This is a genomic window from Sphingomonas sp. MJ1 (PH-R8), from assembly GCF_048058635.1.
Classification (GTDB): Bacteria; Pseudomonadota; Alphaproteobacteria; order Sphingomonadales; family Sphingomonadaceae; genus Sphingomonas.
In genome coordinates this window covers 18,524-31,818 of record NZ_JBBEFX010000022.1, presented here as the reverse complement: position 1 = coordinate 31,818, position 13,295 = coordinate 18,524, and the positions used below count along the sequence as shown (strand labels likewise).

11 protein-coding genes are annotated in these 13,295 nt (G+C 70.9%); 10 read left to right on the top strand and 1 reads right to left on the bottom strand.

The genetic code is table 11. The features are described from left to right. The first annotated feature begins 114 nt into the window (after positions 1 to 114). From ligD to VPH46_RS14825, 3 genes are all read left to right on the top strand, one after another. Positions 115 to 2,622, top strand: a complete 2,508-nt coding sequence (gene ligD / locus VPH46_RS14835) for a DNA ligase D (protein ID WP_416612422.1) — start codon at positions 115 to 117, stop codon at positions 2,620 to 2,622. 81 nt (positions 2,623 to 2,703) lie between these two features. Further along, complete coding sequence (locus VPH46_RS14830) at positions 2,704 to 5,190, top strand: circularly permuted type 2 ATP-grasp protein (protein ID WP_416612420.1); 2,487 nt, start codon at positions 2,704 to 2,706, stop codon at positions 5,188 to 5,190. Continuing rightward, on the top strand, positions 5,190 to 6,071 hold the full coding sequence (locus VPH46_RS14825; protein ID WP_416612460.1) for a transglutaminase family protein: 882 nt from the start codon (positions 5,190 to 5,192) through the stop codon (positions 6,069 to 6,071). Before VPH46_RS14830 ends, VPH46_RS14825 begins: the two co-directional genes overlap by 1 nt. A gap of 271 nt (positions 6,072 to 6,342) precedes the next feature. On the opposite strand, the gene VPH46_RS14820 is transcribed toward VPH46_RS14825, so the two are convergent. After that, positions 6,343 to 7,032, bottom strand: a complete 690-nt coding sequence (locus VPH46_RS14820; protein WP_416612418.1) for a DUF4197 domain-containing protein — start codon at positions 7,030 to 7,032, stop codon at positions 6,343 to 6,345. 96 nt (positions 7,033 to 7,128) lie between these two features. Between VPH46_RS14820 and VPH46_RS14815 the strand changes: the two genes are divergently transcribed. The 7 genes from VPH46_RS14815 (at position 7,129) to mgrA (ending at position 13,282) form a co-directional block, all read left to right on the top strand. Then, positions 7,129 to 8,058 (top strand): DnaJ C-terminal domain-containing protein, encoded by a 930-nt coding sequence (locus VPH46_RS14815; protein WP_416612416.1) that lies wholly within the window; start codon positions 7,129 to 7,131, stop codon positions 8,056 to 8,058. A gap of 95 nt (positions 8,059 to 8,153) precedes the next feature. Continuing rightward, positions 8,154 to 9,029, top strand: a complete 876-nt coding sequence (locus VPH46_RS14810) for a YihY/virulence factor BrkB family protein (RefSeq protein ID WP_416612458.1) — start codon at positions 8,154 to 8,156, stop codon at positions 9,027 to 9,029. After that, positions 9,026 to 9,829 carry an enoyl-ACP reductase FabI gene (gene fabI / locus VPH46_RS14805; RefSeq protein WP_125961322.1) on the top strand — a complete coding sequence of 268 codons (804 nt, stop codon included), beginning with the start codon at positions 9,026 to 9,028 and terminating at the stop codon, positions 9,827 to 9,829. Before VPH46_RS14810 ends, fabI begins: the two co-directional genes overlap by 4 nt. After that, on the top strand, positions 9,826 to 10,353 hold the full coding sequence (locus VPH46_RS14800) for a GNAT family N-acetyltransferase (RefSeq protein WP_416612413.1): 528 nt from the start codon (positions 9,826 to 9,828) through the stop codon (positions 10,351 to 10,353). The genes fabI and VPH46_RS14800 overlap by 4 nt, the downstream gene beginning before the upstream one ends. Continuing rightward, positions 10,350 to 11,429 carry a chorismate synthase gene (gene aroC, locus VPH46_RS14795; RefSeq protein ID WP_416612411.1) on the top strand — a complete coding sequence of 360 codons (1,080 nt, stop codon included), beginning with the start codon at positions 10,350 to 10,352 and terminating at the stop codon, positions 11,427 to 11,429. Before VPH46_RS14800 ends, aroC begins: the two co-directional genes overlap by 4 nt. Positions 11,430 to 11,527: 98 nt before the next feature. Next, entirely contained in the window at positions 11,528 to 12,043 is a 516-nt protein-coding gene (locus VPH46_RS14790) for a hypothetical protein (protein ID WP_416612409.1), read from the top strand. Between the two features lie 159 nt (positions 12,044 to 12,202). Next, positions 12,203 to 13,282: an L-glyceraldehyde 3-phosphate reductase gene (gene mgrA / locus VPH46_RS14785; RefSeq protein ID WP_416612407.1), complete on the top strand. Its 1,080-nt coding sequence runs from the start codon at positions 12,203 to 12,205 to the stop codon at positions 13,280 to 13,282. Positions 13,283 to 13,295: the final 13 nt, after the last annotated feature.

The following is a 13,295-nucleotide window of genomic DNA, read 5'->3' as shown; positions in this document are numbered from 1 at the left end:
TCCCACACCCGTATCCCGGCGCAGGCCGGGATCCAGAGCCCAGCAGTGCAACGGCCAGTGAGTCCCACCTGGACCCCGGCCTCCGCCGGGGTACGCGAGGGGAGGACCCGCTAAATGCCCAAGACCGACCCCCTCGCCCTCTACAACGCCAAGCGCGACTTCAGCCGCACCGCCGAGCCCGCGGGCACGCTGGAGCCCGGCCACGGAAACCGCTTCATCGTCCAGAAGCACGACGCGACCCGCCTCCACTGGGACTTCCGCCTCGAGCTCGACGGCGTGCTCAAGAGCTGGGCGGTCACCCGCGGCCCCAGCCTCGATCCCGACCAGAAGCGGCTGGCCGTGCGGACCGAAGACCATCCGCTCTCCTACGGCGACTTCGAGGGTACCATTCCCAAGGGCGAGTACGGCGGCGGCACGGTGATGCTGTGGGACGACGGCACCTGGGCGCCGATCGCCGGCAAGTCGGCCAAGGACCTGGAGAAGGGCCATCTCCACTTCGTCCTCGACGGACAGCGGATGAAGGGCGAGTGGCTGCTGATCCGGCTGAAACCGCGCGGCCGCGAGAAGAACGAGAACTGGCTGCTGCGCAAGATCGACGACGCGGAGGCCGGCGGCGCCGACACGCTGGTCGAAACCGCGCTCACCAGCGTGAAGACCGGCAGGACGATGGACGAGATCGCCGCTGGCAAGAAGGCCGCGACCAAGCCCAAGGCGAAGCCGGCTGCCAAGACGGCCACCAAAGCCGCCGCCAGGCCCGAACCCCGCCCCCCCGCCAAGTCGCGCGCAAAGACCGCGCAAGCCGGCAAGCGCCCCGCCTTCACCGAACCGCAGCTGTGCACGCTGGTCGACGCCGTGCCCGCCGGCAACAGCTGGCTGCACGAGGTGAAGTACGACGGCTACCGCGCGCTGGTCGCGATCGGCAAGGGCGGTCCCACCATCTACACCCGCAGCGGCCTCGACTGGACGGCCAAGTTCCCCGGGATCGCCGAGGCGGCGGCCGCAATCCCCGCCGGCAGCGCGCTGATCGACGGCGAGATCGTCGCCTTCAAGGACGGCCGCCCCGACTTCTCGACGCTGCAGGAGGCGATCAGCAACGGCGGCGAGATGGCCTTCTTCGCCTTCGACCTCTTGGAAGTGGATGGCGAGGATTTGCGTGCCCTTCCCCAGGTGCAGCGCAAGGACCGGCTGCGCCCGCTCATCGAGAACGTCGACGCCCGCCTCCACTATTCCGAGCATGTCGTCGGCGCGGGCGAGAAGCTGTTCGAGGCGATGTGCCGCGAAGGCTATGAGGGCGTCGTCTCCAAGCGCGCCGACGCCCCCTATCGCGGCACCCGCTCCAAGGGCTGGCTCAAGACCAAGTGCATTCGCCGGCAGGAGTTCGTGATCGTCGGCTGGTCGCCCTCCACCGCCGCCAGCCGCGGCCTGCGCTCGCTGCTGCTGGCGGTGAACGGTCCGGACGGGCTCGTATACGCGGGCAAGGTCGGCACCGGCTTCAACGCCGACACCATCGACGACCTGCGCCAGCGCCTCGACAAGATCGCCACCAAGACCCCGCCGGTCTCCGTCCCCCGCGCGGCGGCACGCGGCGCGCAGTGGGTGAAGCCGAAGCTCGTCGCCGAAGTCGCCTTCGCCGAATTCACCGCCGAGCAGGTCATCCGCCACGCGAGCTTCATTGCCCTGCGCGAGGACAAGCGCCCGGAGGAAGTGGTCGCCGAAACGCCCGAGGCCGCGCCGGCCCGGACCAAGGCCGAGGTGCCGACTTCCTCGATCAAGATCACCAACCCGGACCGGGTGATCTTCCCGGAGGACGGCGCCACCAAGGGCGACCTCGCCACCTACATCGCCCAGGTCTCGCCGATCATGCTGCCCTGGGTCGCCAATCGCCCGATCAGCCTGGTCCGCTGTCCCCAGGGTCGCGCCAAGCAATGCTTCTTCCAGAAGCACGACGCCGGCAGCTTCGGCGACCATGTCGACCATGTCGACATCCGCGAGAAGGACGGCTCGACCCAGCCCTATCTCTACGTCCGCGACCTCGATGGGCTGATGGCCTGCGTGCAGATGGGCACGATCGAGTTCCACGGCTGGGGATCGCGCGCCGAGGATGTCGAGCGCCCCGACCGGCTGGTGTTCGACCTCGATCCCGACGAGGGACTCGACTGGAAGGACGTGCAGCGCGCGGCCGAGGACCTGAAGCGCCACCTGGCCGACATGGGCCTCGCGAGCTTCCCGATGCTGTCGGGCGGCAAGGGCGTGCACGTCGTCGTGCCGCTCACCCCCCAGGCCGAATGGCCGGCGGTGAAGTCCTTTGCCGATCGCTTCGCCCGCGCACTCGCCGCGGCCGAGCCCGAGCGGTTCACCGCCACCATGTCCAAGGCCAAGCGCGTCGGCCGCATCTTCATCGACTGGCTGCGCAACCAGCGCGGCGCCACCGCCGTCATGCCCTATTCCGCGCGCGCCCGCCCCGGCGCCCATGTCGCAGCGCCGGTCAGCTGGGCCGAGTTCGGCGACATCGAGACCCCCAAGCGCTTCTCGATCCACGATGCCGCCGAGCTGATCGAGCGCGCCAACGGCCGCGGCCTCGCCGGCTGGGGCATCGCCGACCAGCCCTTGCCCGATCTTTGACGGGGCACGCTGCAATCGCGAACGGTTGCGCCGCAGCACGGATTATGGTCGACACCCTCCATCTGCAACCGGAGTGTTGAATTGGCGAGCCGCGCCCTAGCCAGCCTGTTCGACGCTCGCACCATCGCCGGCCGCTGGGCCGCCGATTATTGCGCGCAGGCGCCCGCCGGCGACGTGCTGTGCGACTCGCCGGATCGCGCCGCCTGGCTCGCCGCGCTGGAGGAGCTTGCCGCCACCACCGGCGACTCGCTCGATCACGCCCGCGAACGTGCGCAGCGCCAGGCCGACGACGTCGGCCTCGGCCACCGCATGCCCGGTGAGAGCGAGGAGCGCCGCTGGCCGCTGTCGCCCGTCCCGCTACTGATCGACAGCGACGCGTGGCAGGCGATCGCCGCCGGCATCGCCGAGCGCGCCGAACTGGTCGAGGCGGTGACCGCCGATCTCTACGGCCCTGGGCGGCTGGTGGCGGAGGGGGCGATTCCCGCCGCACTGGTCACCGGCAGCCCCTTGTTCCTGCGGCCGATGGTGGGGGTGACGCCGCCGGGCGGCCACCACCTCCATTTCTTTGCAGCCGACCTCTGCCGCGACGCGGACGGGCGCTGGCGCGTGCTCGCGGACCATCTGCGCGCCCCCGTCGGCGCCGGCTATGCGCTGGAGAACCGGCTCGCGATCGCGCGCACGCTGGGGGGTCTCCAGGGCCGGCTCAACGTTCGCCGCCACGCGCCCTTCTTTGCCGCCATGCGCGACGGCCTCGCCGCCACCTGCCGCCGCAGCGAGCCGCGCATCGGCCTGCTCACCCCCGGCCGGCTCAACCCCAGCTATGCCGAGCAGGCGCATCTCGCGCGCTACCTGGGCTTCCTGCTGGTCGAGGGCGCCGACCTCGCCGTCCGCGACGACCGTCTCTACGTCCGCACCATCGCCGGGCTGAAGCGCATCGACGCGCTGTGCCGGCGGGTCGATCCGCGCCTGCTCGATCCGCTCGCCTTCGACGCCAGCTCGACGATCGGCGTGCCGGGCCTCGTCGACGCGATGGCGGCCGGCAACGTCGTCGTCGCCAACGCGCCGGGTGCGGGCATGCTCGAGGCACCCGCCTTCTCCGCCTTCCTGCCCGCGCTCGCACAGCGGCTGAACGGCGCCCCGCTCCAGCTTCCCAACATCGCCACCTGGTGGTGCGGGCAGCCGGCCGAGCGCGCGCACGTGCTCGCCAACCTCGATCAGATGGTGGTGGCGCCCGCCTTCGGCCCCGTCCCGCTCGGCCTGCCCGGCGGCGGCCCCGTGCTCGGCGCCGATCTCGATGCCGACGCCCGCCGCCTGCTGGCCGAGGACATGGCCCGCCGGCCGCAGGACTATGTCGGGCATGAGGTGGTGCGCCTCTCGACCATGCCCTTCGTCGAGGGGGAGCGGCTCGCCCCCCGCCCCTTCACGCTGCGCGTCTTCGCCGCGCGCGATGCGGACGGCCGGTGGGCGGTGCTGCCCGGCGGCTTCGCCCGCATCGGGGGGGAGGCGGACACCCGCGCGACCGTGATGGGCGAGGGGAGCTGGTCCGCCGACGTCTGCGTCCACGGCGCCGATCCGGTGCCCCCGGTCTCGCTCCTGCCCGTCGCCGGCGCGGTCGAGCTGCGCCGCAACCCCGGCACCCTGCCCAGCCGCGTCGCCGACAATCTCTTCTGGCTCGGCCGCTATCTCGAACGGGGCGAGGCGCTGCTGGGCGCGACCCGCGTGCTGCTCGGCCATTCGATCAGCGCCGACACCGGCGCCGCGCTCGCCGACGAGACCGTCGCGCGGCTGGTCGCGCTGATCGCCGACGCAGGCGCCGCCCCCGCGCCTGCCGGTCGCCGCCGCCGCGAGCTCGTCGAGTTCGCCCGCGTCGCGATCGACGGTACCGAGGGCCAGTGGCACAACGTCCGCCAGATCAACCGGCTGGCCGCCGGCATCGGCGCCATCTCGCGCGATCGGCTGTCGGCGGACATGATGCGCCTGCTCGACGCGCCCCATCCAACGCGAGGCGGGCTCCTCGACCGTGCCGGCTCGCTCCAGCGCCGCTACGCCGCCTTGGCCGGGCTCTCGGCCGAGCATATGGCGCGCACCGACGCCTGGCGCTTCCACGATCTCGGCCGCCGGCTGGAGCGGGCGCTCGCGATCACCCGCGCGCTTCGCACCTTTGCCGGCTGCGAGGCGACCTCGGACGATCTCTCCACGCTGCTCGACCTCGCCAACAGCCAGATCAGCTACCGCCAGCGCTATCTCACCAGCTTCGGGCGCCTGCCCGTGCTGGACCTGGTCGCGCTCGACCCCGGCAACCCGCGCGCCATCGCCTTTCAGGTGGGAGCGATCGCCGATCATCTCGCCCGGCTACCCGTGCTGTCCGACTCCGGCATCGCCGAACCGCAGCAGGCGCTCGCGACCGCGGTCCAGGCGATGGTCACTACCGCCACGGCCGCCAGCCTCGACCCAGCCGCCATAGGCGCACTGGAAGCCAGGCTCATGGACCTCTCCGACGCGATCGCCGCGCGCTATTTCCTCCAGGGGGCCGAGCCGTTGCGCGGCTCCGGGCTGACACTCGCATGATGCGCTACGCCATCCGGCACGTGACGCGCTTCGAATATGCCGATGCGGCGTGCTTCGCGCGGTGCAACCTCCGGCTGAAGCCGATCCTCTGGTCCGGCCAGACGCTCGACGACTACCACCTCTCCGTGGAACCGGGCGGCGAGATCGCCCCCGCACGCGCCCAGGCCGGGCTCGCCAACGTCATGCGGCTGGTGGTCGAAAAGCCCGAGCGCGAGCTCACCATCGAGAGCCGCGCGCGGATGACGGTCGACCGGCCGCTACCGATGCCCGCCGCCGACGACCCGACCCTAGCAGAGATCGCCGCCTGGGCGCGCGACAGCCGCGATGTCGGCCCGGCGAGCCCCGCCAGCTACCTCTTCCCCTCGCCCCACATCCCGCTCGATCGCAACATCGGCGCCTGGTGCGCGGAGGAGCTCGATCCGGACCGCGGCGCGCTGGAGGCGGCGATCGCGCTTGCCCAGCGCATCCAGCGCGAGTTCGCCTTCGACACCACCGCCACGCTGGTCGACACGCCCCCGCACGTCGCCTTCGCCCAGCGCGGCGGCGTCTGCCAGGATTTCGCGCAGATCATGATCTCGGGTCTCCGCGCCGCCGGGCTGCCGGCCGCCTATGCCTCGGGCTATCTGCGCACCCTCCCCCCGCCGGGCGCGCCGCGGCTGGTGGGGGCGGACGCGACCCATGCCTGGGTGCTGCTGTGGTGCGGCGACCGGCTCGGCTGGATCGGGGTCGATCCGACCAACGGCATCTGGATGGCGAACGACCATGTCATCGTCGCCGTCGGCCGCGACTATCCGGAAATCGCCCCCATCGACGGCGTGGTGCTCGGCTCCGGCGCCCAGACCATGTCCGTCTCGGTAGACGTCGCGCCGCTGGAGGAGTGACGCCCCCCCTCTCCCCGTTCGTGCCGAGTAGAGACCGAGTAGCGGCAAAGCCGCGTATCGAGGGCTCGTATCGAGGTACGGCCACCGACCTCTCGATACGCCGTCTCGATACGCGCCTGGCGGCGCTACTCGACGGCTACTCGAGGCGAACGGAGAAGGCGGACGGAGGGAGGGGGGCAAGAGAGGGGCAGGATGCGTCCCTCCGCTCCAACCGTATCCTGCCGAAACTAGGATCCATCGCCGCGCTATACCTCCAGCGCAACCGCGCGCCTCAGCGCACCAGCGCGCTTCCCGTCAGCAGCGCGATCAGCGCCGGGTCCCGCGTGCTGCGCGGGTCGGCACGGATCGCCGATTCCTCGCGCCCGATCGCACGGAAGATCGCCTGGCCCGCCTGCTCCGCGCCCGTGCGGGCCAGCGCCATATAGTCGATGCCGGTGCGTGCTCCCGCCACCGCCGTCAGGATCTCCAGCGCGTCCGATCGCAGGCCGGACGAGAATTCGGGGAACATCGCCTCCACCAGCGCGCCGCCCACCTGCCGCTGCAGCAGGTCCGTCGCCGCGGTCGGCCCCCCGCGCAGGATCGCGATCGCATCGGTGACGGTCATCGACCGGATCGAATCGAGCACCACCGGCGTCGCCCGCTCGGCCGCATCCACCGCCACGTCGTTCAGCGCCATCGCCACCCGGCTGCGCACCGCATTGGTCCGCAGCAGCGCGCCCAGCACGTCGTTGCCGCCGGTATCGGGCAGCGTCAGCCGGGTCAGCTGGTCGTCGTAGAAGCCGCCGGGCTCCGTCAGCCGGGCAAAGGCGCGCTGGCTCGACAGCGTCAGCAGCCGCCGCACGCCCTCCTCCACGCCATAGCTTCCCAGCGTCGTGGCACAGCCCGGCAGGGCGAGCAGCGGCAGCAGCAGCGCGGACTGGACGAACAGGCGGCGGCGGGCGGGGGAAGCGCAGGCGGTCATGGCCTGCGAAACGGGTGCGCCCCGGCTTCGTTCCGCTCCGGAAATGGATGCCATGCCCCCATTGCCGCCGCGCCTTGCACCGCCTAGCTAACGGGCATGGCAGACCCTTACGCAACCCTGGGCGTGGCCCGCGACGCGAGCGAAGCGGACATCAAGAAGGCGTACCGTACGCTCGCCAAGGAGCTGCACCCCGACCGGAACAAGGACAATCCCAACGCCGCCGAGCGCTTCAGCCAGGTGACCCAGGCCTATGACCTGCTCACCGACAAGGACAAGCGCGCCCGGTTCGATCGCGGCGAGATCGACGGCGACGGCAATCCCACCGCGCCCTTCGGCTTCGGCGGCGGCGGCCCGCGGCCGGGCGGCGGCGGACGCACCCAGTTCGACTTCGGCGGCGGCGGCGATGCCGGCGGCTTCGAGGATCTGTTCGAGGGGCTGTTCGGCGGCGGTCAGCGTGGCGGCGGCGGCTTTGGCGGCGGCAGCTTCGGCCGGCGGCAGGCGCCAAAGGGCGCCAACGTCCCCTATCGCCTCGCGGTCTCCTTTGCCGATGCCGCGACGCTCAGCCCGCAGCGCATCATGCTGCGCGACGGCAAGACCATCGACCTGAAGCTTCCAGCCGGCCTCGAAAGCGGCACCCAGATGCGCCTGGCGGGCAAGGGCGATCCGGGCCCCGGCGGCGCCGGCGACGCGATCGTCACCATCGAGGTGCAGCCCCACCGCTTCTTCACCCGCGACGGCGACGACGTGCGCCTCGACCTGCCGATCAGCCTTGCCGAGGCGGTGCTGGGCGGCGAGGTGCGCGTGCCCACCGTCGAGGGCGCGGTGATGCTCAAGGTGCCCAAGGGCTCGACCTCGGGCAAGGTGCTGCGCCTCAAGGGCCGCGGCTTCCACAAAAAGGGTGGCGGTCGCGGCGACCAGCTGGTGACGCTGATGGTGGACCTGCCGGTCGGCGACGACGCGCTGGTCGAGTTCGTGCAGGGCTGGCCCGGCCGCGACCAGGATCCCCGGTCGAAGCTCGGCCTGTGACCGATCCCCGCGCCGGCTCCGACCTTCCGGTCGGCGCGGTTTCCCCCGAAAGCCCGGAGGCGCGGCGGCACCGCCGCGCGCCGCTGCTGTCGCGCATGGGGCTGAGCGAACGGGTGATCGAGATCCTGAGACGGGTCGCGGTCGGCACCTACACCGACGGCTTCACCCACGCCGGCAACCTCGCCTATCTCTCGCTCGTCACCCTGTTCCCCTTCTTCATCGTGGCGGCTGCGGTCGCGCGGCTGGTGGGGCGCACCGGCGACGGCGTCCATGCGGTCGAGGCGTTCCTGCGCACCGTCCCGCCCGAAGTCGCAAGCGTGCTCGAAAAGCCGATCCTGGACGTGCTCCAGGCGCGTTCGGGCTCGCTCCTGTGGCTGGGCGCGCTGGTCGGCCTGTGGACCACCACCGGCTTTATCGAGACGGTGCGCTCGATCCTGCGCCAGGCGTACGGCATCCCGTTCAGCCGGCCGTTCTGGGAATATCGCCTGGGCTCGATCGGCCTGATCGTCGGCTCGGTGATCCTGGCGATGGCGGCGTTCAGCTTCCAGGTGGCGCTCTTGGGCGTCGAGCAGTTCATCCTGCGCGTGATGCCGTTCCTGACCGACACGGCGCGCATCCTCTCGGTCGCGCGGCTGGCGCCGGCGGTCGCGTTGTTCGTCGCGCTCTACATGCTCTTCTACACCCTCACCCCCAGCAAGTACCGCTACAGCAAGTGCCCCAAATGGCCGGGTGCGGCGCTGACGGCGGGCTGGTGGCTGGGCACCACCGCGCTGCTGCCGCTGTCGCTCGACTTGCTCGGGGGCTATGATCTCACCTACGGCAGCCTGGCAGGCGTCATGATCGCGCTGATCTTCTTCTTCGTCGTGGGGTTGGGGGTGGTCGTCGGCGCAGAGTTGAACGCGGCGCTGGCGGAAACCCCCGAAGCGGGGCTAGAGGAGCCGGCCGAGTTGAAGGAGGATACAGCGGCGTGACGGGACTGATGCAGGGCAAGCGTGGGCTCATCATGGGGCTTGCCAACGATCGTTCGCTGGCATGGGGCATCGCCAAGGCGCTCCACGAGCAGGGCGCGGAAATGGCCTTCACCTATCAGGGTGAGGCGCTGGGCAAGCGCGTGAAGCCGCTCGCCGAGCAGCTGGGCTCCGACACGCTGATCGAATGCGACGTGTCGGACATGGGCGCGCTCGACCGCGCCTTCGACGAGCTGGCGCAGAAGTGGCCGACGATCGACTTCGTCGTCCATGCGATCGGCTTTGCCGACAAGAACGAGCTGCGCGGTCGCTATTACGACACCAGCCTCGAAAACTTTCTGATGACCATGAACATCTCGGTCTACAGCTTCACCGCCGTCGCCAAGCGCGCGCGCGAGATGATGCCGAACGGCGGCAGCCTGCTGACGCTGACCTATTATGGTTCGGAAAAGGTCGTCCCCCACTACAATGTGATGGGCGTGGCCAAGTCGGCGCTCGACACCTCGGTCAAGTATCTGGCGGTCGACCTCGGCCGCGACAACATCCGCGTCAACGCGATCTCGGCCGGCCCGATCAAGACGCTCGCCGCCTCGGGCATCGGCGACTTCCGCTACATCCTGAAGTGGAACGAGCTGAACTCGCCGCTCCGCCGCAACGTCACCATCGAGGACGTCGGCGGCGCCGGCCTGTACATGCTCTCCGACCTGGCGAGCGGCGTCACCGGCGAGATCCACCACGTCGACGGTGGCTACAACGTCATCGGCATGAAGGCCGAGGACGCGCCGGACATCGCACTGTCGTGAGCATCACCATCCGCCCGGCCTCGGGCGGGGACGTGGCCGCCATCGACGCGCTGCTGCGCACCGCCTTTCCGGCCCCCGATGAGGCGATGCTGGTCCAGCGGCTGTGCATCGACGGCGACATGGTGCTGACGCTGGTGGCAGACGACGAGGACGACGGCATGCTCGCGGGCATGGTGGCGTTCAGCCGCATGGCCGTGGAGATCGCTGGCAAGCCCATCGCCGCGGTGGCACTCGCGCCGGTCGCGGTCGCCGCCTCGCATCGCCGCCAGGGCGTGGGCGAGGCGCTGGTCCGCGCCGGGCTCCAGCATCTGGCCGACGCGGGCGTGCACCTGTGCTTTGTGCTCGGCGATCCGGACTATTATGGCCGCTTCGGCTTTGCGGCCGATTGGGCGAAGGGCTTCGCCTCGCCCTACGCGGGCGAATATCTGATGGCGCTGCCGCTGCAGCAGGGCGCGATGCCCTGCGGCGTCCGCGGCGAGGCGACGCACGCCGGCGCCATTGCGCTGCTCGGGAAGGCCGCATGAGCGTCAACAGCTTCGGCCGGGTGTTCCGCTTCACCACCTGGGGCGAGAGCCATGGGCCGGCGATCGGCGCGGTGGTCGACGGCTGCCCGCCGGGCATCGCGCTCACGGAGGCCGAGATCCAACCGTTCCTCGACGCGCGCCGCCCCGGCACCTCGCGCTTCACCACCCAGCGCCGCGAGCCCGACGAAGTCCGCATCCTCTCCGGCGTGTTCGAGGGCCGCACCACCGGCACGCCCATCTCGCTGATGATCGAGAACGTCGACCAGCGTTCCAAGGATTATTCGGAGGTCGCCCAGGCCTATCGCCCTGGCCACGCCGATTACGCCTATGACGCCAAGTACGGCTTCCGCGACTATCGCGGGGGCGGGCGCTCGTCCGCGCGCGAGACCGCGTCGCGGGTGGCGGCCGGCGCCGTCGCCCGGCTGGTGATCCCGGAAGTGACGATCACCGCCTGGGTCGAGGCGATCGGCGGCGACGCGATCGATTATGCCCGCTTCGATGCCGCCGAGATCTGCCGCAATCCCTTCTTCTGCCCCGATCCCGAAGCCGCCCTCCGCTGGGAGGCCCTGGTCGACCGCGCGCGCAAGGCCGGCTCGTCGCTTGGCGCCGTGGTCGCCTGCGAGGCGACCGGCGTCCCCGCCGGCTGGGGCGCGCCGCTCTATGCCAAGCTCGACAGCGAGCTCGCCGCCGCCGCCATGTCGATCAATGCGGTCAAGGGCGTGGAGATCGGCGACGGCTTCGCGGCCGCCGCGCTTTCCGGCGAGGAGAACGCCGATCCGATGCGCCCCGGCGAGGACGGCCCCCGCTTCCTCGCCAACCACGCCGGCGGAATCGCGGGCGGGATCGCCACCGGCCAGCCGGTCCGCCTGCGCGTCGCCTTCAAGCCGACCAGCTCGATCCTGACGCCGATGGAAACCATCAACCGGGCCGGAGAGGCGACGACGCTCGCCACCCGCGGCCGGCACGATCCCTGCGTCGGCATCCGCGGCGTGCCCGTAGTAGAGGCAATGGTCGCGCTGGTCCTCGCGGACCAGAAACTGCTCCACCGCGCCCAATGCGGTGGAATCAACCTATGATAATCTAAGGATTTTTCGGCCGAGAATCTTGGCGAAAACATGGCACTTCTTCGAAGCCACGGCGTTGAGCCCTCGGTTTTGGAGAAGGAAACCCCATCATGCGCAAGACAATCCTGATCGGTATGCTGGCGGTTTGTGGCTCAGCCGCCGCGATCGCACAGACGACCACGAGTCCGACGACGACGACGAACCCGACGGCCAATCCGACCACGACCCCCGGCACGGAAACCACGACGGACACGCAGCGCGGCACGCAGACCACCAGCCCGGACACGTCGACGACGACGACCCCCGACCGGTCCGATCGCCCGTCGCGCCGCGGTTCGCGCACCAACCGCGGTTCCACCACGACCGCACCGGGCGGCTCGACCACGCCCGGCTCGACCACCACGTCTCCGGACGGCCTCCCCGGCAGCTCGGGCGGCACCAGCGGTAGCTGGAGCAGCTCCGGCGGCAGCGGCACCACGGGCACCGGAACGACCGGCACGACGGGCACCGGCACCACCGGCACCGGAACGACCGGGACGATGGGCACCGGCAGCACCGGCAGCGGAACCACCGGCACCGGCGGCAGCTCGGGTGGCGGCACCGGCGGCAGCTCGGGCGGCCGCTGATCGCTCCTCCCGGCACCCGCCGGGATCCTCGCACGTCCAGCCGGCGGCACCGCGCCGCTGGCTGGCGCGCGCTTTCCCTTTCCGGGGCCGCGTCCGGAATAGCTCCGGCACGCCGATGCATCTACAAGGCGCAGGCCCCCGCAACCGGAGACCTGCCGAATGTCGTTCGAGCCCCCCTACCAGCCCGATCCCGCCCGCTATGATGGGCGCATGCCTTACCGGCGGTGCGGTCGCAGCGGCCTGGACCTGCCGGCGATCAGCCTCGGCCTCTGGCAGAATTTCGGCGGCGCGGACGTGTTCGAGACGGGCCGCGCGATCCTGCGCCGCGCGTTCGATCGCGGCGTCACCCACTTCGATCTCGCGAACAACTATGGCCCGCCCTATGGCTCGGCGGAGGAAAATTTCGGGCGCGTGATGGCGCACGACTTCCGCGCCCACCGCGACGAGCTGCTCATCTCCACCAAGGCCGGCTGGGACATGTGGCCGGGCCCCTATGGCGGCATCGGCGGCAGCAAGAAGTATCTGATCGCCAGCTGCGACCAGAGCCTGAAGCGCATGGGTCTCGACTATGTCGACATCTTCTATTCGCACCGTGTCGATCCCGACACGCCGCTGGAGGAGACGATGGGCGCGCTCGCCCAGATCCACGCCCAGGGCAAGGCGCTCTACATCGGCGTCTCCTCCTATTCGCCCGAGCTGACCCGCCAGGCCGCGGCCATCCTCGCCGAGCACAAGGTGCCGCTCCTCATCCACCAGCCGAGCTATTCGATGCTCAACCGCTGGATCGAAGGGGGCCTGCTGGAGACGCTCGCCGACCTCGGCACCGGCTGCATCGCCTTTTCGCCGCTCGCCCAGGGCATGCTCACGAACAAGTATCTCGGCGGCGTCCCCGCCGATGCCCGCGCCTCGCGCGGCGGCTCGCTGTCGCAGGGGCTGCTGACGGAGGAGAACCTCGCGCGGGTACGGGCGCTGGGTGAGATCGCACAGGCGCGCGGCCAGAGCCTCGCCCAGATGGCAATCGCCTGGGTGCTGCGCGATCCCCGCGTCACCTCCGCGCTGATCGGCGCGCGCACCGTCGCCCAGCTCGACGACAGCCTCGATGCGCTCCACCGCCTCGACTTCTCGGACGACGAACTCGCCCGCATCGACGCCCATGCGGCCGAAGGCGGCATCAACCTGTGGGAAGGCTCCTCCAGCCTCCGCGAGACCCCGCCGGCCGGCGGCCGCAGCGCCGCCTGACCGGGCGGGGCGC

Coding starts and splice junctions, on each gene's coding strand:
- aroC (WP_416612411.1), top strand. CDS start 10,350: ATGAGCGTCAACAGCTTCGGCCGGGTGTTCCGCTTCACCACCTGGGGC.
- VPH46_RS14820 (WP_416612418.1), bottom strand. CDS start 7,032: ATGACCGCCTGCGCTTCCCCCGCCCGCCGCCGCCTGTTCGTCCAGTCC.
- VPH46_RS14825 (WP_416612460.1), top strand. CDS start 5,190: ATGCGCTACGCCATCCGGCACGTGACGCGCTTCGAATATGCCGATGCG.
- VPH46_RS14790 (WP_416612409.1), top strand. CDS start 11,528: ATGCGCAAGACAATCCTGATCGGTATGCTGGCGGTTTGTGGCTCAGCC.
- ligD (WP_416612422.1), top strand. CDS start 115: ATGCCCAAGACCGACCCCCTCGCCCTCTACAACGCCAAGCGCGACTTC.
- VPH46_RS14815 (WP_416612416.1), top strand. CDS start 7,129: ATGGCAGACCCTTACGCAACCCTGGGCGTGGCCCGCGACGCGAGCGAA.
- VPH46_RS14810 (WP_416612458.1), top strand. CDS start 8,154: ATGGGGCTGAGCGAACGGGTGATCGAGATCCTGAGACGGGTCGCGGTC.
- mgrA (WP_416612407.1), top strand. CDS start 12,203: ATGTCGTTCGAGCCCCCCTACCAGCCCGATCCCGCCCGCTATGATGGG.